The organism is Rhizobium leguminosarum bv. viciae USDA 2370 (assembly GCF_002008365.1).
Lineage (GTDB): Bacteria > Pseudomonadota > Alphaproteobacteria > Rhizobiales > Rhizobiaceae > Rhizobium > Rhizobium leguminosarum.
In genome coordinates this window covers 292,670-309,036 of sequence record NZ_MRDL01000007.1, presented here as the reverse complement: position 1 = coordinate 309,036, position 16,367 = coordinate 292,670, and the positions used below count along the sequence as shown (strand labels likewise).

Sequence of the window (16,367 nt, the reverse complement as noted above, 5' to 3'; positions counted from 1 at the left end):
CCGGCTGCTCCATCGACTGCGCGAGCCACCGCGAAGGCGACGAGCCATCGCACATCGACAACTAAGTTAGCGCCTATGGGGTCAAGCCCGAGGAAGACGGAGGGTGGGGTGAGCTCTGCGGCAAGAACAGCGCTGGCGGACGGGATGTGGGCGAATTCCGCGTCCGTCGCTGTATCGCGTCATTCGAAGTCGAGGACGTTGCCGTGCGGTTTACCACCGCGCTCCTCGGCAACATACCATTGCAGCCATGCGGGCTCGTCGATAGCGCCGTGTTTTTTCAGGGCTTCAAACAACATCCCGGCAAGCCGCTCGGGCTTGGGAACCCGGCCTTTATCGATTACGAAACAATCGAGCCTCTTGTGGGGGAAAACGCCCTCCGCAGGAATCCTGGGGTCAGTGATGAAAAACCGTGCGACCTGCGCGGAGAACCGAGCACCGTCTTTGTGCCGTGTGACATGGTAGATGCCGCCGGAATCAGAGCCTCCCCCGCGAGAAAATTCGACGTAAAATTCCGGCGACAGGTCGAGGTCGTTCATTCGCAAATCCTACAGCAGAAGCGAAGCGTAGCCGAAGGGTTAGCGCAAAAAGTCCCTGCCTTCCATATGTCGGGCTCGGCAAAGCCGAAGCTGCTTCGTATAGGTTTGGAAGCCGCCCACAGGCATTGCACCACTCCATCACCCACCCCGCGCCCCTCGCAACGCCGTCAACCCCCTGCGCAGCCACAACAGCTGCTGCGGCGGCATCTGGCGCAGATGTTCGTAATCCATCACCGTGACGTTATAGACCGTGCTCCTGACCTGCGGTCCATCAGGGCAGCGCAGCAGGATGCCCTGCAGCGCCATCATGCGGTTGCTGGCCTTGCGGGCGCGGTCGGCGAGGGTGTCGGTGACCTCGCCTTCATGGCCTTTGACGGTAAAGAGCGTTTGCGCCCTCGGACTCGGGGCCGGGATGCCTGTGGTCTTGTGGTAGCGGGCGATTGCCTCGGCGTAGTCGTCGCCGGCCTGGCGCTGTTCTGAAGTGATCAGGCCGTCGAGAAACATGCGGCCGAGGGTGTAGCCGGCAAACGGGCTCTTGACCGTCTCGTCGGCCACCGTCCTGTCAAAGCCGTGGATGCGACGGCGGGCTGCGATCGCCACGCTGATATTCTGCTTCTCGGTTTCGAAGGGCTTGATCTTGCCGCAGGGAAAACGCTCGACATTCTCCTTGCGCGGCCGGCCGGCGCCCTTGTTGACCCGCCCTGTCTTCACCTTGGTGGCTTTGCCGCCCATGCTGATTGTCCTTCTATCGAATGATGCCGTTTCTGAGTGCGGCGGCGACCAGCGCCGTATCCTTGAAGACGCCGAGCCGCGCCTTGGCGTTGGCAATGTGCGTGTTCACGGTGATGTGGGAGATGCCGAGAATGGTGCCGATCTCGGCGGCCGTCTTGCCCGCCGCCATCCAGCGGATGATTTCGGTTTCGCGTGGGGTGACGTTGCTCATGGCTCTGCAGGCCCATCGATGCTGGGCACGCGCGGCATCGTCACATGCGCGCCCGACATCGTCACCCGCGTCACCCGATCGGGGTGGCGGATCGGCTGGACGGGCGGGCCCGCCTTCGGCTGCGGATGCCAGGTATCCTGCCTTGAGGGGAACCTGTCGCGGTTGCGGTGCGCCATGTTGATGACGGTGTTCTTCTTCGAGCCGAAGAGGTTGGCGATCTCTCTCGCCGACAGCCCTTCCTTCCAGAGCTTTTCCGCCTTGACGATCTTGTCTTCCGTCCAAAAGGTGATGGTCATCTCAATGCCTCCTCGTGTCGTGCGGCCCTTGCAATGATCGGGTTGTCGGGAAACATCCTCGCCAGCTCCCGCTTGGCGCTGCGGCTACCGTTCGCCGCGTCGCGCAGCAGCTGCATCTTGTAGGCTGTGACCTTTGGCTGCGGCGTCTCGGGTTCGGCTTCCATGCGCGGGCGGCTCTCGGCCTCGATCGCCGCCTGCTGATGGCGGCATTGCTCGGCGAAACTGGCTGAGCTCGGGGCGAAGGCGCGGTTATGATCCCTCACCTTTCCTGAAATGAAGAGTTTGGCGGCCTGCCAGACCGCCTCCAGCGGGATGCCGTCGATGGCGACGAGATAGGCGCGGATCTGCATGTCGGGATCAGTGCCTGCGGATGCCGGGAAACCCGAAAGCATCCCAGCGATGATCTTCACCGGAGAGGAAATCTCTTGCGGCATCGACTGTCGTCCTTCTCGTACTGCTGTTGATCGACCCGGCTTCCCTCGCCTTCTCCTTGAGGTACCAGTCGCATTTGATTGCCTGCCAGCCGCGGAAGATCTGCATCTCGGCGGCACCGACCGGGTCGCCGGTCAGCAGATATTCCCTGGCCTGCATCCTGGCGGCATAGACCGTCAGCGGCTTCTTCAGCGTGCGCTTGCGATGCTCGATGATCGCTGCCGCGAGCTCCTCCCCCAGCACCGGGCTGAGGATGTCCATGATCTCCTGGCTCATTGTGTCCTTACCCATGCGATGTCCCTTTCGCGCTTGAGATGGCCTCCTCAAACCCGCGGCCTCCGCCGCCCGCCGGCAAAATTCACCGGCGTGCCCGGCTTGAGGGGGCGGCGGGGCAACCGGCGGATCTCCGAGCCGGCATGCTCCGCGTGGGCGGTGTCGCCCTTCTCGGCGCTTCGAAGCCTGTGGATCTCGGTTTCCACCGACGGCACCGACGTGCCGAGAATGGCAGCGATTTCGATATAGTCCCGGCCGGAGCGGAAGAGCTCGAGCGCGTTCATGTGAGCGCCTTGCTGCGCCGGGGCGGCCTTGGGCTGGAAGCTCATCGCTTGATCCTTCTTTCCCGCGAACGCGGTCCGCCATTGCCGCCGAAGCGGGTGCCAACAACGTCTTTGATTTTTCAGGGGTGACGACCGGAGCGCCGGCTCTGGGAGCAAAGGCTCCGGTCGTCTGCCAGGCCGCCGCCTGGGTTTCGGGCGCGAGTGCGCCCGGGAGCTGGCGTCGCCGAGGGAGGAGCGACGACGCCAGCCACCGATAGCCGTCAGGGAGGGGCTGGGCTATCGGGGTTGGTGATCGGCGGAGCGCCGGGCGGGATCATCGTCTCGCTGATCTCTTCCGGGCGCGTCGGCCGATCGCAATTCTCGCAGTGGCGCTCGATCACCTCGGCGATCGACAGCGCCTTGCCGCAATTCGGGCAGCCGGTGTAGCGGGCGGTGGTTTTCGGGGAGAAGGTCATAGCGACTCCACCTCCCGGTTGGCGTTCAGCACCTGCTGCAGGGCCTTGGCGAGGAAGGGGATATCCTCGTTGCGAACTGGGATCACCGACATCCGCCCTCCCCTTGGGCCTTGCGGCCGGTGTATGACGACGCCGGTCGGCATGACGTCCATGGCGAGCTTCTCTTCCGAGGAGATGGTGAACCTCATGGTGCCGTCTCCCCATCCCGGAAAGCTTGTCCGTTGTTGATGATGTCGCTCTGTGTCATGGCGATTAGGGTACAATTAATACCCGATATGTCAAGCACATTAGGGCATGACATGTACCTTAATTTAGGGTATTTTTTATATCATGTTGAAAGAGCAGGAACAATTTGAACGCGAAGAACGCGCAAAGCGCCTCGTCATGGCCAGGAAGAATGCTGGCTTTGCCGGGCCGAAGGCGATCGTCGATCGGTTCGCCTGGAATGCGAATGTCTACAAGGCGCATGAGTCCGGCCGCAACGGCTTCGGCATTGCCGATGCGAAGAAGTATGCCCGCGCTTTCAAGGTCAATCTCAACTGGCTGCAGTTCGGCACCGGCAACGCGCTCGATCCGGATGAGCTGCCGGTCTCCGTCGCCGATATCCCGAAGATCTCCTGGGTCAGCGCCGGCCAGCTGAGCGAGCAGGCGCCGATCACCGACTTCTCGGAATTCCCGACGGTCGCCGCCCTCGATCTTCCCGATGGCGAATGGATCGCACTCGAGGTCGAAGGCAATTCGATGAACAAGATCTCGCCGCCGGGCTCGATCATCTTCGTCAATCTGCGTGACAAGCGCCTGGCGCCGAACGCGCTCTATGTCGTCGCCGACGAAACGGGGGCCGCGACCTACAAGCGCTATCGCCCGAACGACAATCCGCCCTTCCAGCCGGCGTCCTACGAGGACGTGCCGCCACCGGAATTCCAGGGCGCCGTCACCATCGTCGGCCGCGTCCGCCGATCGATCATCGAGATGTAGGGATGAGCGTCCAAGGCTCGGAAATAGTGCCGCGAATCAATCATATTTCAGTAGGGAAAACAGGATGATACGCCCTTCCTCACGCGCCGGCAGAATCTGGTTCTATATCGTCACGATAGCGGTGCTGCTCCTGGCGTATAGCGCCGCGCGCGAGATGTACGGCCTGTAGGATTTCGCTCCGAAGCTCGCCGATCCCCAGCCGGGATCACGAGGGGTATCGGGAGGATTCATCCTCTGAAACCACAAATTGCGGCAGCTCAGGATGCCGTTCGCGCACCACTCTCGACACCGCCACCAGGATGGAACGAATGGCTGCGGGGAACATGTCCTTCGGCAGCTTCTCCTCCCACGGATCGTAGAATTCGGTGATCGCATCCAGACCCGCCTCGATCACTTCGTCGGTGATTTCGATTTCGCTGCGCATCGCCGGCCTCCTTTTTTCTCCTAACATCATACTCCAACTTCAGTTCTCATTCCTCTCTCTTCAGCTTAGGAGGAGAAGGTTCCTGAAGGCTGGTGAGGGAGGGTTCCGGCCAAAGCTTCCCCCTACCCCATGAGCAAAGCCCATGAAGCCGGGAGAGCATTGGCCAAGTCCTGAAGGCCGGAGCCGGGATGGGACACGTGCCAGAGGGGCCATTCGCTTCGCCCTCGTCCTGATTTTCTGACAGCGCACTTAAGGACTTTCGCTTCCCGCGCCGCTGGGCTTCGTCAGCTCGGGAGTTGCACCCGGTCGCCCAATCACTTGATGCAGGCATACGCCTATGATTCGTACCTCGTCAATCCAAGAGGTATTTTTTATACCTTTTACCGTTGACGCAATAGGGTATAATATATACCTTTATCTCACAAGCCGATCAGAGGCGCGAGAGGACAGGCGATGCAGCACATTCGCAATATCGAGACCGAGGAAAGCAAGCGGGATGCCCGCTGGAATGCGGCGCGCACGACCCACGACTGCCGCGCCTATATGGCGAACGAAGCCCAGCGCATGGGCGCCCTCGGCTTTGCGTACCTCCGCCGTCCCGAACACGCGATCCGCGGCCCGTCCTGGCTGCGTGGTGCTGCGGCCGGCGTCGAGGAGCATTACCGCTATGCCCGCGAGATCATGGGCATCACCGATACCGATCAGCTTTACGCCTGAGGGACCGGAGATGTCTGCCGCCAATCCCACACCAGAGTCGTCGACCGAGAGCCCTTCCCTTGCTGCCGCGCTACGGGCCGGAGCAACCGAAAAGACCCGCGCCAAGGCCCGCTTCACGGTAGGACCACCCGATCTCCTGAAAGCACTGGTGGAGGCCGAACGCTTTTTCGATGGCAGCGACGATCACGGCTGCCCGCTTCACCAGAAGATCCTCGCCGCCATCGACACGATGAAAGGCGGTGCAGCATGAGCGATTGCCTCATCAAGGCCTTTTCCGGCTGCGCCTGCCCGCCCGGCGAATGCGCCGAAAAGCCCGTCACCCCGGCGCCGGTCACCTTCGTCTCGTGGCGGACCCAGGCCATCGCCTGCCTCACCTTCGGCTTCCTCGCGGCAATCATTACGGCCGCCTGGATGGAGACACAGTTCAAGGACCAGGATCTCAGCCATCAGGAACAGGTGTCATGGAAGTGAGCCAAGGCTGTTCCAGATATCACCGATCAGGAGCTGAACTTGATGTCGCTCGCCTTGGCCGCGGTGATGAATGCGCGGCGCACCTGCTCCGGCCCGGCCGCATCATTGAACACATCGAGCACAAGACGTTCGGCGGCCTTCGCCGCCGGCGTCTGCTCGGGCCAATCGTTCAGCAAGGTATTGCCCGCCTGAACGACATTATAGACCGTTCTTGTCTTGCCATTGATGGTGATTTTCACCGGCTTGAAGCTTCGTCGCCTGCTCATGATGCAGCCCCCTCACGCTGGACATCCGACTCAACGAATCACTTCGAGACTCGTTCCGGTTGAGGTGATTCTTCGTTTGCCAACCGGGCGCCGAGCCCGATGTCCTCCGTCTGCATGACAGAGCCCGGCTCGGATGCGTGCGAGAATACGGCAGATGAAGCCCGTACCAGGAGGCAACACAATGGACCTTCAAAGTCTCGTCGCCGCGCACATGCCAAGCCGCCGCCGCCAGACGCAGATGGGCGCCGCGGCCGAGGACCGATACTACCGAAATCAGATCACCCTGCCGCGCCTGAGGCTTCGGCTCCTCGGGCTGCTCGCAACGACCGCCGGCGTGACGCTGCTTCTGGCTGGCGTCATCAACACATGAGGTGCCGTCATGCTCCGACAGACCGATCATGCTATGCTGCGATCCGTTGTCAGGGGGAACCGCGCGATGGACGACAGCGAGGCTGACCGGGCGGCGATCATGGCAGTGATCCGCGCCGAAACCGAGGCCTGGCTGCAGCGCGACTTCGAGGCGCTGGCAAGCCACTGGGTGCAGTCGCCGCAGACCCGGCGGATGGAATACTTCGCCTCGCTCGGCGTCCGGGTGGACGAAGGCTGGGACCCGATCGCCGCGCGGATCAAGAAGATCGTCGAGCGATTCCCGGAGAAACACGCTTTCGCGGAGCGCGTCCGCTGGGAAAAGGTCAACATCGTCGTCGACGGCAACATGGCCTGGATGACCTTCGATCAGATCGGCAGCGACACCGGTGAGGATCGCAAGCGCCAGCTGCGGGTCCTCCAGCGGATCGACGGCGCCTGGAAGATCGGCTGCATGGTGATGATGGAGAGCAGCGTCGAGGAGGCGAACTGCCCGCTGATCGAGGTCGACGCGGATGCGCGGATCCTCTGGACGAACCGGCTGGCGCGGGAGCGGATGCCTGGCCATCCCGGGCTCGTCGCCGCCGCCGGCCGCCTGCGCGCCCGGCAGCGCGAATGCGACCCTGCGCTACGCGAGGCGGTGCGGCTGGCGTTCCGCGAGCTGCAGAGCCAGAGACCGCTGAACATCGCGCCGAAGCAGACCTGGGCGGTGGCGCTCGGCGAGGACGCGGCAGGGGGACCGCTCCACTGCTGGGTCCTGCTCGAGGACGGCAAGACACTGGTCTCCTTCGACGATGCCGAGACGGTGGCGCGCCGGATCGCGAGCGCGCAGGAGGTCTTCGGCCTCTCGCCGGCGCAGACCCGGCTTGCTCGGCTGATCGTCGATGGCCACGACCTCGCGGCCGCCGCCGATCTGCTCGGGGTCAGTGTCAACACCTTGCGCACCCAGCTGCAGCGCATCTTCGACAAAACCGGCGTACGCAGCCAGGCGGCATTGGTACGGGCGCTGCTGAGCGCTGGAGCTCCGAGCCAATAGCCTCGACCGCGGGCGTCTGGTTGGGCCAATCGTTCAGGCTCGAACTGGATCCATGCGGACGATGCACCGTTCCTGTTCAGCCGCGCCTCGGTTATAATTTTCCTGCAGAATTTCTAAAGCGCTGCTGCACCCTTGGAAAACTCCCCTCTTGATGCAGTCGGCGTCAATGTCTATCTTGACCATATATGGTCATTTAAGACAGGAGGCCGCAATGTCGACGATCAGCGTGGCAGAGGCAAAGGCCGGTTTCGCCGGACTGGTGGATGAAGCGGCAAACGGGGAATTCGTGACGATCACGCGGCACGGAAAGCCGGCTGCCGTGCTTGTGTCCGTCGAAGCGGCCGAGGCCGCGAAAAGGGCTTTGAAGAAACCACGGCCGAATTTCGGGGATTTCCTGCTGACGTTTCCCGGTGGGGTCGAGCTGGAGCGCAACCCATCGAAAATGCGCGATATTGATTTGTGACCGCCTACCTTCTCGACACCAATATCATTTCGAAGTTCGCGCCGGGCAAGGTGCCGCCGTCCGATCCGGTGCGGGCATGGTTTCGTGAGCAAGGCGAAGCCGATGCTCTCTTTCTGTCGGCTCTATCGATCGCGGAAATCGAGAAAGGAATGCGGAGCCTTCACCGTCGCGGCGGGATCGAGCGGGCAAAGCGCCTTTCGGCATGGCTGGACTTCATCACCGACAGTTTCGGGGATCGCATATTGCCGATGGATACCGTTGTCGCGCGGATCGTCGGCGCTCTGGAAGACGACGCCGAGAGCCAAGGCCGTCATCCCGGCCTTGGCGATCTCATCATCGCGGCGACCGCGCGCGCCTACGACCTCACCGTCATTACGGAAAACTTGCGGCATTTCCAGCCGCTTGACGTCGCTGTCGATCTTCCGGCCGCGTTCCGGTCGGAATGATCCGAAGCATCGCCGATCACCAGCCGCACTTGATGTCGCTCGCCCTGGCTGCCGTCATAAACGCCCGCCGCACCGGCTCGGAAGCACAAGCAGCCTGGCAGCTTCGACCGCCGCACCTGCTGATGGCGCAGCACCTCTAGCACCGATCTAAACACGACCGTCCAAGAGAGATCGTGATATGGTTGGCGTCCAATTTGGAGGGGGAGCTATGCTGAAAAATCCCATAGTTGGACTGGCGGTTGGCGCGCTGATGGTTTTTGCGACCCACGCAGTAGCGACCGCCGATCCGCTCCCCAAGGGTTTTGAGCGCCACAAGTTCAACGGGTCGGTCAGACCGGAGGTCAAGGACGGCGTGACCCGGTTTGAGATATTCGACCGTCAATGTTCCAATGTCGACTATGGCGATGGACGCGGCGAAAATGATTGCCGCAATGGCAACGTCCGCTCAACAATTCGCTATACGCGAGACATGAAGGTTGGCGAAAGCGTCGAATACAAGTTCGATTTCCGGCTCGATCCGACCTTTGCCTACAAAGGCTGGCACAACAACTCCGCCAATGGCTTTTATCCCGATGGCTGGGACAGCCATCTGCGCCTGGCGTCCTGGGAAGGACCGGCAATCCACAATTTCATCTACATGCTGAAAGCCGACACGCGCAACGGCGTGAACTTTCTCGCCCGCCAGTGCCAAAAACCGCAAGATTTCGGCAAATGGGCGACATTCTCGCTGAAAATCCGATGGGCAAACGATGAGAGCGGCTGGGTTGCGGCAAGCTGCCACAACAAGGTGATCTATGCCGCCGAAGGCGAAGCAACCAACCAAGCTCCGCATTGCTGGGAATCGAACGAGTGCGAGCCGCAATCAAACCGCGACCCAAAATCATTCAACTTCATTCTCGGCCCGGTGATGATGGGTTGGGGCGGTGACTGGAAGAGCTATGACCATCATACGTCCCAGTTTGACGTAGTGCAGCCAGATGGTATCGGCATCGATGTCCGCAATGTCAGTGTGACCCGCGGTGTCGGCAATTATTCCGCCGAACAAGCCGTTTTGCTCAAGAGGTTGCAGCAGCAACTGGCTCACTTGGGCTGCAAGCCAGGGAATCTCGAGGGCAAGCCTGACAAGGCAACACGGCAAGCTGCGCTCTCTTGCCGCAAGTTCGAGAGCGGTTCGCTTCCCCAAGCGCTCAACCTCACGACGCTGCAAGCCTTCGCTGACGCCTATGCCAAGCCGGAGACCGCAAGTCTGCCGTCAGGCAACGCCGCGGCTGGTACCGAAAACCTTTCGTCCAAACCGAGGACCTATATCAAGCTCGGCGAAATGCTTGCCATGAAGACGGGTAAAGACACGAGGGTGAATTCCAACTTCTTCGGCAAGATCAAAGGCGCCAGGAAGGGACAGAACGAGCTGGACTTCATCATACTGGGTCAGTTCGACTACACTGACAACACTTTCAGCCAGCTGTCATTTGTTCTGCAAGACAATCTCTCCAAGGCCGAAGTGAATGCGGCGGCCAAGTGCGGCTATGGGACGATCCGGTTTCCAGACGGCACAGATCATGTGGAGATCGGCATGCAACGTTCAGGAAACACGTTCTCGTCCCCGCCAAGAACCGACTGCCTGATTCAAGCGCTCGGCAAACGACCGGCATCGCAGGTTCCCTACCTCACCACGGGGTTTGCCGATCTGGCCAAATCAATGGTTTCCGACGGCGGCTGGAAGAAACTGAGGCATGAAGGTTTGAAGATATTTGTCAAACGTGTTGCGGATGGTGAGATCACAGTCGGCGGCTGAGATCGCACCCGGTCAAGCTCACGCCGCACGGATGATGCCGACGAGATAGAGCGATCCGGTGACGAGAACCCATGCGCCCGATTCCGTGGCGCCTGCCAGTGCTTCTTGATAGGCCTCGAGCGGGTCCAACATGACGATGCTCAGCAGCCCGAGGGTGTCTGCAATCGTCTTCAGCTGTTCTGGCGAACGCGATCTGGCGCCGACGGTGGTGAAGATGATCGATATATCGTGCCGCGTCATCGTCGATAGCAAGCCTGCTGCGTCCTTGTCGTCCGCGATTGACATGACGGCAATGCAGGGAGCGCGGTATTTTTCTTCCTGCGAGAGGTCACTCAGAACCGCAGCAAGGTTGAAGGGGACATGCGCGCCGTCCAGCACCACATTGACCTTGGCATTGTCGCCGTGGCTGGTGATGTTGACTGCGATTTTTTCGAGCCGTCCCGGCAGGCGGGCAGTTGCGATCGTCGAGGGATCGAGGAGCTGTTCTCCAAGCGGCGCCGCCATCGCGCTTGCGCCCTTTGTCATGACGCCCATTTTCCCGAGCACATCCAGAACCGTGCCCGCCAGGGCTACATTCCGCTGCTCGATGGTTGCGTCGGCCGGCACGGTGGGGCGTCGCAGGGCACAGCCGAGCTCTGCTGCCCGGGCGGATACGACGGCGCCTGCCTCGTCCGCCTCCGGCAGGAGTGTGACGACCGTTGCGCCGCGCTTTATGATTCCTGCCTTCTCGAAGGCAATGGCGGCACGGGTTTTGCCGAGGATTTCGGTGTGCTCAAGATCGATATTGGTGATAACGGCGACATCGCTTTGAACGATATTGGTCGAGTCCCACCGCCCCCCAAGTCCGGTTTCGAGAACGGCCCACTCCACCCTTTCCGACCTGAAGATCAGCAAGGCCGAAACCGTCAGAATATCGAACCAGGTCGCTCCCTGCCCGTCCGTCGCCTCCCGCCTTGCGTCTTTGAACGCCGAGAGCGCCGCGCCGAGCGCATCCGCCAGGCGCTCCTCGCCGACCGGGCGGCCATCAATGCTGACCCGCTCGGTGATATGCATGACATGCGGCGAGGCATATCGCCCGACGGAGAACCCCGCCCGCGCAAGACCCGCCTCGATCAGGGCGCAAGTCGAGCCTTTGCCCTTGGTGCCGGCCACATGGACGATACGGAAGCTGTTCTGGGGATCGCCAAGCCGACGAGCGAGATCGCGCATCGGCTCCAAATCGACCCGCATATCGCCGCGCGGCCGGCGCTCCCAATTCGTGAGTTGATCAAGTTCGGCTAGAGAATTCGAAAGCCGTTCACTTTCGATGTGGGACGACATGGGGCACCTTCTCAAACATGATCCAGATGCCCAGGCGAGCGGCCAAACTCCTGCGCTCCCCGGTGGTATCCACCTTCATCGCCAGTCACGCAGGCCTTCGATGCTAGCATAGATGATTCCGAAATCCAGAGCGGCGCCCGTGTGAAGCACAAATTGCGGGCATCTGGATGGAGACGCCGCTCAAGACCTGGGATCGGCTCGAAGTTGATTCATGCAATGCCGATGCACCGAGCTTCCGCCAGCCGCGCCTCAGTTATAACTTTCCTGCAGAAAAATTATAACCAGGGGAAGGATGGGCTTTCGGTCGGTTCAACTCGCTACGGTGAAATCCCGGGGAACTTTTGGCTGAGATCAGCAGAAACGAAAAACCCCGCCGGAGCGGGGTTTCTAGCTGGTCGGAGTGGAGTGATTCGAACACTCGACCCCCACGTCCCGAACGTGGTGCGCTACCAGACTGCGCTACACTCCGTGACCAGCGGCGCTTCTATAGAACAGCCTATCTGGTTGCACAAGCACCAAATTCCAAAAAGCCGGGGGAATTTTTGACGGTGACGTGACAGGTCTGAGGTCACGCGGCTGCAGCAAAAAGCCACACCTCTCGCAAATCGAACGGAAGTGTCAAAGGGGCAATTTTCTTTTGCCAGGTTCCGCGCTAAAGGGCAGACGGGACAGGCGAAACCGCTGCGACGGCGGCTTCGCAGCCACTGCGCTTGAGATCAGGGACGACACGATGAATTTCCGCACCATGACCGCGGCCGGGCTTGCCATTGCGCTTGCCGGATGCACGACCATTCCTTCCGCCGGCAACCCGATCGAGGCCCGCTGGGTCGGCAAATCGGCCGGCATCTTCTTTGCTGCCTACGGCCCGCCGATCAGCGACAGCGAGCAAGGCTCGACCACCATCTATACCTGGCGCGGCGGCTACAAGACCGTGCGCATTCCGGCGAAATATGCCGAAGGCGCCGACGGCAAGCGCGGCAAGCAGATTTCCTCCGCCCGCACCGCCTATCTGCGCTGCCAGGCCGAAATCACCACCAGCTCCGACTACACCATCCGCGACATCCGCACCGTCGCCGACATCCCCGGCGTCGACGGCCCGTCCTATTGCGCAGAGTTTTTGGCGCCCGAACAGAAGTAACGGACGGTTTGTTTGAGATGCAGAACAGGCGGCCGGGTGCCGCCTGTTCTGCTGCTGACCACGTCTCGGCGTTTGCGCCGGGGCGGCCCCTCATCCGGCTGCCGCCACCTTCTCCCCGTAAACGGGGCGAAGGGACCATGCCGCGACCTCTCGGTTCCCCACAGCCTCTCGCAGGGCACGTCCCCTCGCCCCGCAAGCGGGGAGAGGGTTAGGGTGAGGGGCAATCGCGATCTCCTAGGCCGAGGGCCCCGCCCTCACGCCGCCTCCACCCCCTGCGCCGCACTTTCCGCCAGCTTCCGCGCCGCGACGAAATCCACCTTGCCCGACCCCAGCACCGGCACCTTGCCGATATTGACCTCGGCCGGGACCATCATGTCCATGGCGCCCTTGGATTTGGCGAAGGCGAGGAATTCGGCGCGGGTGGCGGTGGGGGCGTCGGTGAGCAACACCAGCCGCTCGCCCTTCTTGGCGTCGGGCAGCGACGAGACGACCGAGAGCGCGCCCGGCCAGAGTTCGGCGGCCAGCGTCTCGACGGCGGCGAGCGAGATCATTTCGCCGCCGATCTTGGCGAAGCGCTTGGCGCGGCCGCGGATCTTGACGAAGCCATCCTCATCGATGGTGACGATGTCGCCGGTGTCGTGCCAGCCATCGACGAGCGGCTCGAGCACGCCGGGCTTTTCGGCGCGGAGGTAACCGGCCATGACATTGGCGCCGCGCACATGCAGGCGACCGCCCTCATCGATGCCAGGCACCGGTTCGAGCTTCCATTCCATGCCCGGCAGGATTTTGCCGACCGTGCCCGACTTGTTGTACATCGGCGTGTTGATCGAAATGACCGGTGCTGTCTCGGTGACGCCGTAACCTTCCAGGATGCGCAGGCCGAATTTTTCCATATAGGTCTGGCGGGTCGAGGCCTTCACCGGCTCGGCGCCGGAGAAGATGTAGCGGATCGAGCGGAAATCGTAGGGATGCGCCGTCCTGCTGTAACCATTGAGGAAGGTGTCGGTGCCGAAGATGATCGTGGCGTTGGAGACATAGATCAGTTCCGGCACGATGCGGTAATGCAGCGGCGACGGATAGAAATAGACCGGCACGCCCGAAATCAGCGGCAGCACGGTGCCGGCCGTCAGCCCGAAGGAATGGAACACCGGCAGGATGTTGAACACCTTGTCGCCGCTGTGGAAATCGATGCGGGCGGCGGCCTGGGCGGCATTCGACAGGATGTTGCGGTGGGTCAGCACCACGCCCTTCGGCGTGCCCTCGGAACCGGAGGTGAAGAGGATGACGGCCGGATCATCCGGCTGGCGTTTGGTGAGCGGTCGCGCCTTTCTGAGATAACCCAGGATCTTGTCCTTGAGTGAGATCTCGGCCCTGAGATCATCGAGCCAGACGATCGTCACCTGCTTTTCCAGCTCCTCGATCACGGCACCGAGCTTCGCCTGGGTGACGAAGGCGCGCGAGGTCAGCACATGTTTGACTTCGGCGGCCTTGCAGGCGGAGAGGATATTGGCGGCGCCAGCGGTGAAATTCAGCATCGCCGGCACCTTGCCCGCGGTCATCACCCCGAGAAGGGTGGCGGCGGCGCCATTGGCATTCGGCAGCATGACGCCGAGATTGGTTTCCGGGAAGCGGGCGCGGAATTTTGCGCCGAGCACGGCAGCCCCAGTCAAGAGCTTGCCATAGGTCAGCCGGCCGGTGACCGGATCTTCGACGGCAAGCTTGCCCATGCCGAATTCGCCACCTGCCTGAATGACGCGATCGAGCACGGTCGACGAGGTATCGGCGGTCTGGAACAGCAGGTTCGACATCACCTGATAAAGGGCAGCACCCGCCGCCGTGCGGCGCTTGCGGCCTTTCAGCTCCGGCGGCACTTCCAGCTTCACCGGCTCGAGAATGGTGACCTTGACCTTGGGGAACAGCCGCCGGCGGATCTTGCCATTATCGAGATAGGAGAGGTAGCTCTTCTCCAGCCCGTCGATCTTCACCGGCACCACCATCGAGCCGGTTTTGTCGGCGACCATGGCGGCGCCATCATAGACCTTCATCAGCGTGCCGGTCACCGTCAGCCGGCCCTCGGGGAAGATGCCGATCGGGTTGCCGTCCTGCACCACCTTGATCAGCGAGCGCGTCGCCATCGGCTTGGTCGGGTCGAGCGGCAGGAATTTGCACATCTTCAGGAAGGGCCGCACCCACCAGGCCTGGGCGATCTTGTAATCGACGGCAAAGGTGGGCTCTTCCTCGGTGATGGCGAGCGCCAGCGCACCGTCAAGCAGGCTGACATGGTTGAGCGCGATGATCGGCGCGCGGCCGGCCTTCTTGATATTCTCAAGCCCCTCGACCTCGAGGCGCATGAAGGCGCGGAACAGGATCGAGATGAAATCGCGGAAGGGATTGGTCGGCAGCGTCTTCAGCATCAGCCAGGCGACAGCAAAATTGATGATGCCGAGGCCGATCAGGATCTGCGGAATGGAGGCGCCGAGCGCCTGGACGGCGGCAACCAGGCCGAGGCCGACAGTGATGAACAGGGCAGACAGCACATTGGCGGCGCCGATGACGCGGGCGCGGCGGTCCTCATGCGCCCAGGTCTGCAAAGCGGCGAAAGTGGGCACGGCGATGAAGGCGCCTGATATGGCCATGCCGGCGAGATCGATGGCGACGCGGATGGTATTTTCACCGGCAAAGAAGCCGGCGATCGTCGTCGCGTGGCTCACCGAAGCCAGGCCCCAGAGGTTCCAGGCGAGATCGAGGCTGAAGAGGCCAAGCAGCGCCGTGGCGACAGGGGCCGGCAGCAGCACGATGCGGCCGGAGGACATCCAGGCGGCAATCGCCGATCCCACCGCGACGGCAATGGCAAAGACGGTGAGATAGGCCGGCACGACGAGCTCGGAGCCGCCGAGCAGCTCGGTCACCATGGTCGGCAGGATCGACAGCACGAAGGCGCCGACCAACCAGAACCAGCAGTTCATCAGCGCCGAACGCCACAGGCGTTTATCGGCGCGGATTTCCATGACCAGGGTGTAGCTGGAGCGGATGACATTGCGGTCGATCTCCAGATCCGGCGCCTTGGAGCCGGTCGGCGGGATCATCCGGCTGGCCAGCCAGCAGAGCACCGAAAGCCCCATCATCATCGTGCCGAAGATCAGCACATTGTCGCCGCCTGAGAAGGCGAATGCGGCGATGATCGTGCCCGCGAGGATGGCGATGAAGGTGCCACCCTCGATCCAGGCATTGGCCTTCGGCAGGTCGCGGCGCTCGAGATGATCGGGCAGGATGCCGTATTTGATCGGCCCGAACAGCGCCGAGACGACGCCGAAGCCGAACAGCGCCGCCATCAGCACGAAGATGGAGGAAAACGCCAGGCCGACGACCGCAAGCCCGGCGATGGCGATCTCGCAGCGTTTCAGCAGCTCGGCAATCTTTGCCTTGTCATGCTTGTCGGCAAGTTCGCCGCCGAGCGCCGACAGCAGCAGGAAGGGGACGATGAGGATGACGCCGGCCAGCGTCACCAGGGCAGCCCCCTCGCTCGCCGACATCTTGAACAGAATGAGGAACACCAGGGTGTTCTTCAGAAAATTGTCGTTGAAGGCCGTGAGGAACTGGGTCCAGAACAGCGGCGCGAATTTCCTTGATGTCATCAGATTGTGTTGCACGGGCTCGTTCCTCTTTCGGCAGGCAGAGAAGGCCACAGAGTTGTTACGCAATAGTTGAGTGCGGTAACAACTCTGCAG

The 16,367-nt window shown here is 61.9% G+C and carries 23 protein-coding genes, 1 tRNA gene and 1 riboswitch; of the genes, 10 read left to right on the top strand and 14 right to left on the bottom strand.

Features of this window, described 5'->3' with window-relative positions; all coding sequences use genetic code 11:
• Nucleotides 1-179 precede the first annotated feature (179 nt).
• The 9 genes from BS629_RS04490 to BS629_RS04450 all read right to left on the bottom strand — a co-directional run bounded on the left by BS629_RS04490 (nt 180) and on the right by BS629_RS04450 (nt 3,407).
• Complete coding sequence (locus BS629_RS04490) at nt 180-536, bottom strand: hypothetical protein (protein ID WP_018241006.1); 357 nt, start codon at nt 534-536, stop codon at nt 180-182.
• A 138-nt stretch (nt 537-674) separates the two neighbouring features.
• On the bottom strand, nt 675-1,268 hold the full coding sequence (locus BS629_RS04485) for a hypothetical protein (protein WP_018241005.1): 594 nt from the start codon (nt 1,266-1,268) through the stop codon (nt 675-677).
• Nucleotides 1,269-1,281: 13 nt separating this feature from the next.
• Nucleotides 1,282-1,479, bottom strand: a complete 198-nt coding sequence (locus BS629_RS04480; protein WP_018241004.1) for a response regulator transcription factor — start codon at nt 1,477-1,479, stop codon at nt 1,282-1,284.
• Nucleotides 1,476-1,775: a GcrA family cell cycle regulator gene (locus BS629_RS04475; RefSeq protein ID WP_018241003.1), complete on the bottom strand. Its 300-nt coding sequence runs from the start codon at nt 1,773-1,775 to the stop codon at nt 1,476-1,478. The genes BS629_RS04480 and BS629_RS04475 overlap by 4 nt, the downstream gene beginning before the upstream one ends.
• Nucleotides 1,772-2,167 carry a hypothetical protein gene (locus BS629_RS04470; RefSeq protein WP_018241002.1) on the bottom strand — a complete coding sequence of 132 codons (396 nt, stop codon included), beginning with the start codon at nt 2,165-2,167 and terminating at the stop codon, nt 1,772-1,774. Before BS629_RS04470 ends, BS629_RS04475 begins: the two co-directional genes overlap by 4 nt.
• Nucleotides 2,133-2,498 carry a hypothetical protein gene (locus tag BS629_RS04465; protein WP_026188296.1) on the bottom strand — a complete coding sequence of 122 codons (366 nt, stop codon included), beginning with the start codon at nt 2,496-2,498 and terminating at the stop codon, nt 2,133-2,135. The genes BS629_RS04470 and BS629_RS04465 overlap by 35 nt, the downstream gene beginning before the upstream one ends.
• A 32-nt stretch (nt 2,499-2,530) precedes the next feature.
• A complete protein-coding gene (locus BS629_RS04460; RefSeq protein ID WP_018241000.1) occupies nt 2,531-2,809 on the bottom strand; it encodes a DNA-directed RNA polymerase sigma-70 factor in 279 nt (92 codons plus the stop codon).
• A gap of 215 nt (nt 2,810-3,024) precedes the next feature.
• Nucleotides 3,025-3,219, bottom strand: a complete 195-nt coding sequence (locus tag BS629_RS04455) for a hypothetical protein (RefSeq protein ID WP_018240999.1) — start codon at nt 3,217-3,219, stop codon at nt 3,025-3,027.
• Nucleotides 3,216-3,407, bottom strand: coding sequence for a hypothetical protein (locus BS629_RS04450; protein ID WP_018240998.1), 192 nt, complete (start codon nt 3,405-3,407; stop codon nt 3,216-3,218). The genes BS629_RS04455 and BS629_RS04450 overlap by 4 nt, the downstream gene beginning before the upstream one ends.
• 142 nt (nt 3,408-3,549) lie before the next feature.
• Here BS629_RS04450 and BS629_RS04445 point away from each other — a divergent pair, with 142 nt between their 5' ends.
• Nucleotides 3,550-4,197: a LexA family transcriptional regulator gene (locus BS629_RS04445; protein WP_018240997.1), complete on the top strand. Its 648-nt coding sequence runs from the start codon at nt 3,550-3,552 to the stop codon at nt 4,195-4,197.
• A gap of 205 nt (nt 4,198-4,402) precedes the next feature.
• On the opposite strand, the gene BS629_RS04440 is transcribed toward BS629_RS04445, so the two are convergent.
• Nucleotides 4,403-4,621: a hypothetical protein gene (locus tag BS629_RS04440; protein WP_018240996.1), complete on the bottom strand. Its 219-nt coding sequence runs from the start codon at nt 4,619-4,621 to the stop codon at nt 4,403-4,405.
• Between the two features lie 453 nt (nt 4,622-5,074).
• Between BS629_RS04440 and BS629_RS04435 the strand changes: the two genes are divergently transcribed.
• The 3 genes from BS629_RS04435 to BS629_RS04425 are packed head-to-tail and all read left to right on the top strand — an operon-like array spanning nt 5,075 to nt 5,809.
• Complete coding sequence (locus BS629_RS04435; RefSeq protein ID WP_018240995.1) at nt 5,075-5,338, top strand: hypothetical protein; 264 nt, start codon at nt 5,075-5,077, stop codon at nt 5,336-5,338.
• 10 nt (nt 5,339-5,348) lie between these two features.
• Nucleotides 5,349-5,588: a hypothetical protein gene (locus BS629_RS04430; RefSeq protein WP_018240994.1), complete on the top strand. Its 240-nt coding sequence runs from the start codon at nt 5,349-5,351 to the stop codon at nt 5,586-5,588.
• Nucleotides 5,585-5,809 (top strand): hypothetical protein, encoded by a 225-nt coding sequence (locus BS629_RS04425; RefSeq protein ID WP_018240993.1) that lies wholly within the window; start codon nt 5,585-5,587, stop codon nt 5,807-5,809. The genes BS629_RS04430 and BS629_RS04425 overlap by 4 nt, the downstream gene beginning before the upstream one ends.
• 26 nt (nt 5,810-5,835) lie before the next feature.
• Here the strand turns inward: BS629_RS04425 and BS629_RS04420 are convergent, their stop codons facing one another.
• Nucleotides 5,836-6,075, bottom strand: a complete 240-nt coding sequence (locus BS629_RS04420; protein ID WP_018240992.1) for a DUF982 domain-containing protein — start codon at nt 6,073-6,075, stop codon at nt 5,836-5,838.
• 181 nt (nt 6,076-6,256) lie between these two features.
• Here BS629_RS04420 and BS629_RS04415 point away from each other — a divergent pair, with 181 nt between their 5' ends.
• The 5 genes from BS629_RS04415 to BS629_RS04395 all read left to right on the top strand — a co-directional run bounded on the left by BS629_RS04415 (nt 6,257) and on the right by BS629_RS04395 (nt 10,181).
• Nucleotides 6,257-6,445: a hypothetical protein gene (locus BS629_RS04415; RefSeq protein ID WP_018240991.1), complete on the top strand. Its 189-nt coding sequence runs from the start codon at nt 6,257-6,259 to the stop codon at nt 6,443-6,445.
• 9 nt (nt 6,446-6,454) lie between these two features.
• Nucleotides 6,455-7,477, top strand: coding sequence for a LuxR family transcriptional regulator (locus BS629_RS04410; protein ID WP_018240990.1), 1,023 nt, complete (start codon nt 6,455-6,457; stop codon nt 7,475-7,477).
• Nucleotides 7,478-7,688: 211 nt separating this feature from the next.
• The gene (locus tag BS629_RS04405; protein WP_003546085.1) at nt 7,689-7,940 is read left to right on the top strand and encodes a type II toxin-antitoxin system Phd/YefM family antitoxin; all 252 of its coding nucleotides are present in this window, start codon (nt 7,689-7,691) and stop codon (nt 7,938-7,940) included.
• Nucleotides 7,937-8,386: a type II toxin-antitoxin system VapC family toxin gene (locus tag BS629_RS04400; RefSeq protein WP_018240988.1), complete on the top strand. Its 450-nt coding sequence runs from the start codon at nt 7,937-7,939 to the stop codon at nt 8,384-8,386. Before BS629_RS04405 ends, BS629_RS04400 begins: the two co-directional genes overlap by 4 nt.
• Before the next feature lie 208 nt (nt 8,387-8,594).
• Nucleotides 8,595-10,181: a hypothetical protein gene (locus tag BS629_RS04395; protein ID WP_018240986.1), complete on the top strand. Its 1,587-nt coding sequence runs from the start codon at nt 8,595-8,597 to the stop codon at nt 10,179-10,181.
• An 18-nt stretch (nt 10,182-10,199) separates the two neighbouring features.
• On the opposite strand, the gene BS629_RS04390 is transcribed toward BS629_RS04395, so the two are convergent.
• Both BS629_RS04390 and BS629_RS04385 read right to left on the bottom strand, forming a co-directional pair.
• The gene (locus BS629_RS04390; RefSeq protein ID WP_018240985.1) at nt 10,200-11,501 is read right to left on the bottom strand and encodes a bifunctional folylpolyglutamate synthase/dihydrofolate synthase; all 1,302 of its coding nucleotides are present in this window, start codon (nt 11,499-11,501) and stop codon (nt 10,200-10,202) included.
• Nucleotides 11,502-11,522: 21 nt separating this feature from the next.
• Nucleotides 11,523-11,600, bottom strand: a riboswitch (ZMP/ZTP riboswitch).
• Between the two features lie 293 nt (nt 11,601-11,893).
• Nucleotides 11,894-11,970: transfer RNA gene (locus tag BS629_RS04385), tRNA-Pro, on the bottom strand.
• Nucleotides 11,971-12,231: 261 nt separating this feature from the next.
• Here BS629_RS04385 and BS629_RS04380 point away from each other — a divergent pair.
• The gene (locus tag BS629_RS04380; protein ID WP_018240983.1) at nt 12,232-12,639 is read left to right on the top strand and encodes a hypothetical protein; all 408 of its coding nucleotides are present in this window, start codon (nt 12,232-12,234) and stop codon (nt 12,637-12,639) included.
• 254 nt (nt 12,640-12,893) lie between these two features.
• On the opposite strand, the gene BS629_RS04370 is transcribed toward BS629_RS04380, so the two are convergent.
• Nucleotides 12,894-16,289 carry an acyl-[ACP]--phospholipid O-acyltransferase gene (locus BS629_RS04370; protein WP_077987943.1) on the bottom strand — a complete coding sequence of 1,132 codons (3,396 nt, stop codon included), beginning with the start codon at nt 16,287-16,289 and terminating at the stop codon, nt 12,894-12,896.
• Between the last annotated feature and the right edge of the window lie 78 nt (nt 16,290-16,367).

What these genes read in the sequence shown, in the direction of transcription:
- BS629_RS04490 (WP_018241006.1), bottom strand. Translation starts at nt 536, where the DNA reads ATGAACGACCTCGACCTGTCGCCGGAATTTTACGTCGAATTTTCTCGC.
- BS629_RS04430 (WP_018240994.1), top strand. Translation starts at nt 5,349, where the DNA reads ATGTCTGCCGCCAATCCCACACCAGAGTCGTCGACCGAGAGCCCTTCC.
- BS629_RS04470 (WP_018241002.1), bottom strand. Translation starts at nt 2,167, where the DNA reads ATGCTTTCGGGTTTCCCGGCATCCGCAGGCACTGATCCCGACATGCAG.
- BS629_RS04480 (WP_018241004.1), bottom strand. Translation starts at nt 1,479, where the DNA reads ATGAGCAACGTCACCCCACGCGAAACCGAAATCATCCGCTGGATGGCG.
- BS629_RS04410 (WP_018240990.1), top strand. Translation starts at nt 6,455, where the DNA reads ATGCTCCGACAGACCGATCATGCTATGCTGCGATCCGTTGTCAGGGGG.
- BS629_RS04455 (WP_018240999.1), bottom strand. Translation starts at nt 3,219, where the DNA reads ATGACCTTCTCCCCGAAAACCACCGCCCGCTACACCGGCTGCCCGAAT.
- BS629_RS04450 (WP_018240998.1), bottom strand. Translation starts at nt 3,407, where the DNA reads ATGAGGTTCACCATCTCCTCGGAAGAGAAGCTCGCCATGGACGTCATG.
- BS629_RS04485 (WP_018241005.1), bottom strand. Translation starts at nt 1,268, where the DNA reads ATGGGCGGCAAAGCCACCAAGGTGAAGACAGGGCGGGTCAACAAGGGC.
- BS629_RS04440 (WP_018240996.1), bottom strand. Translation starts at nt 4,621, where the DNA reads ATGCGCAGCGAAATCGAAATCACCGACGAAGTGATCGAGGCGGGTCTG.
- BS629_RS04415 (WP_018240991.1), top strand. Translation starts at nt 6,257, where the DNA reads ATGGACCTTCAAAGTCTCGTCGCCGCGCACATGCCAAGCCGCCGCCGC.
- BS629_RS04395 (WP_018240986.1), top strand. Translation starts at nt 8,595, where the DNA reads ATGCTGAAAAATCCCATAGTTGGACTGGCGGTTGGCGCGCTGATGGTT.
- BS629_RS04390 (WP_018240985.1), bottom strand. Translation starts at nt 11,501, where the DNA reads ATGTCGTCCCACATCGAAAGTGAACGGCTTTCGAATTCTCTAGCCGAA.
- BS629_RS04435 (WP_018240995.1), top strand. Translation starts at nt 5,075, where the DNA reads ATGCAGCACATTCGCAATATCGAGACCGAGGAAAGCAAGCGGGATGCC.
- BS629_RS04460 (WP_018241000.1), bottom strand. Translation starts at nt 2,809, where the DNA reads ATGAGCTTCCAGCCCAAGGCCGCCCCGGCGCAGCAAGGCGCTCACATG.
- BS629_RS04425 (WP_018240993.1), top strand. Translation starts at nt 5,585, where the DNA reads ATGAGCGATTGCCTCATCAAGGCCTTTTCCGGCTGCGCCTGCCCGCCC.
- BS629_RS04465 (WP_026188296.1), bottom strand. Translation starts at nt 2,498, where the DNA reads ATGGGTAAGGACACAATGAGCCAGGAGATCATGGACATCCTCAGCCCG.
- BS629_RS04445 (WP_018240997.1), top strand. Translation starts at nt 3,550, where the DNA reads ATGTTGAAAGAGCAGGAACAATTTGAACGCGAAGAACGCGCAAAGCGC.
- BS629_RS04380 (WP_018240983.1), top strand. Translation starts at nt 12,232, where the DNA reads ATGAATTTCCGCACCATGACCGCGGCCGGGCTTGCCATTGCGCTTGCC.
- BS629_RS04420 (WP_018240992.1), bottom strand. Translation starts at nt 6,075, where the DNA reads ATGAGCAGGCGACGAAGCTTCAAGCCGGTGAAAATCACCATCAATGGC.
- BS629_RS04475 (WP_018241003.1), bottom strand. Translation starts at nt 1,775, where the DNA reads ATGACCATCACCTTTTGGACGGAAGACAAGATCGTCAAGGCGGAAAAG.
- BS629_RS04405 (WP_003546085.1), top strand. Translation starts at nt 7,689, where the DNA reads ATGTCGACGATCAGCGTGGCAGAGGCAAAGGCCGGTTTCGCCGGACTG.